Source organism: uncultured Fretibacterium sp., from assembly GCF_938030725.1.
Lineage (GTDB): Bacteria > Synergistota > Synergistia > Synergistales > Aminobacteriaceae > Fretibacterium.
Window position 1 is genome coordinate 1 of record NZ_CALHIQ010000078.1, and the last position, 1,386, is coordinate 1,386.

Sequence of the window (1,386 nt, forward strand, 5' to 3'; positions counted from 1 at the left end):
GTGGACTCGTCCATGAGTCCCGATTGGCTCAGCCGAATCTCCTCCCCGACGTAGTTCAGCTTCTCGCGCTCCACCAGGGTAAAGAGGCCCGCCTCGAAGAGCTCGGTGGTCATCATCTCGGTGATGGCGGAGGCGGGGACGCTGCCCCCTGCCTTGTTCGTGAACTCTCGGACCGCCAGGGTCGGCCTGGCCTCCGCTCCGACAGCGAGCGCTCCGACGAGGAGGGCCGTCAGGACGAGCAGGCGCAGGTTTCGATTTCGTTTCATGGTCAACCTCTCCCTTCCCTTCGGGCTGGGCCGCGGCTATTCCGTCATCCGCTTGACGGCCAGAGCGGCTGCGGCCTCGATCGACTTCTGCTGGGCCTCCGACGGGGTGTAGCCCACCTGCTTGCCCGCCACGGTGTCGGCGTAGATCTGGCTTCCGTTGGAGGCCGTGACCATGACGGCGATGGAGGAGGTGCCCGTGTAGAGCTGGAACTCGTTCAGAACGGGGCGTCCAGCCTCCGACTGGGCCGTGATCAGAGTGCTGAACCCGTACTGCCTGCTCAACTTCATGATTGCGTCCACGTTGCCGTCCAGGGCCAGAGCCGCGGCCTTGCTGCGCCGTATGGCGTCCAGCTTCTTGGGGTCCACCACCTTGTACCCCTTGGCGAGCAGCTGGCGTGTGAATACCGAAGCCACCTGCGCCGCCTCTTGGGCGGAGGCGCTCTTGGAGAGCACCGCGATCGAGCCCTTGGGCAGAACCGCGTGGGCGGTCCCCGACGTCAGACAGAAGATCAACCCAAAAACGAGGGCGAAAACGCTCCTCCAATGTTTCAGTGCCATTGACATCTCCTCCATGAAAAGTGTTTGATTACAAAATCGCGCTTGACGAAGCGACCGTTGGGCCTCGCCTGTGCCGTCAGGGGCGGCGGGCTTTGCTCTCAGCTTGCCGCTCGGCCCACCTTCAGAGGCCAGGAAACGCAGGCCCTATTGTTCTAGCGCGCAGGGGCGCTGTTACGCTTCAGCCGCTGCATCTCTCCCGCCACGTAGACGCCGCCGTTCCTGTTCAGCAGGCGGGAGAGCGCCGTTTCCACCTCGATGAAGTAAAGCCCGCCCTCGATCCTCTCGGAGAGGATGCGCACCGGGGGGACGGGGCCGGAGAGCCACAGCGTCCGCTCCCTCAGGGCGGGGTCTTCGAGGATGTGTCCGCGCAGCAGGAGGAGCCCCCGGCGTGCGTCCGTCAGGGCCGCCCGACGGGCCAGAAGCCTGCCCTGGGCCGTGTTCTGAACCACGCGCCCCACGCCGCGGACGAACGCGCGGTTCTCCTCCCAGTCGGCGTAGAGGCTCTCCTCCGTCATCTGCAGCAGGTCCTCCGTCGAGGCCTGGGCGGGTTCGGCAAGCTGAG

General features: G+C 65.5%; 3 protein-coding genes. All 3 read right to left on the reverse strand.

The features are described from left to right. The coding region (locus tag Q0629_RS04550) for a CsgG/HfaB family protein (RefSeq protein ID WP_298779498.1) at nt 1-266 on the reverse strand (266 nt) is incomplete at its 3' end. A 36-nt stretch (nt 267-302) separates the two neighbouring features. After that, on the reverse strand, nt 303-824 hold the full coding sequence (locus Q0629_RS04555; RefSeq protein ID WP_298779500.1) for a hypothetical protein: 522 nt from the start codon (nt 822-824) through the stop codon (nt 303-305). Nucleotides 825-976: 152 nt separating this feature from the next. Beyond that, nucleotides 977-1,386: hypothetical protein (locus Q0629_RS04560; protein WP_298779502.1), on the reverse strand; the 410-nt coding region annotated here is incomplete at its 5' end.

Bases quoted from the DNA above. Each gene is read 5' to 3' on its own strand.
- Q0629_RS04555 (WP_298779500.1), bottom strand. From the start codon at position 824: ATGGCACTGAAACATTGGAGGAGCGTTTTCGCCCTCGTTTTTGGGTTG.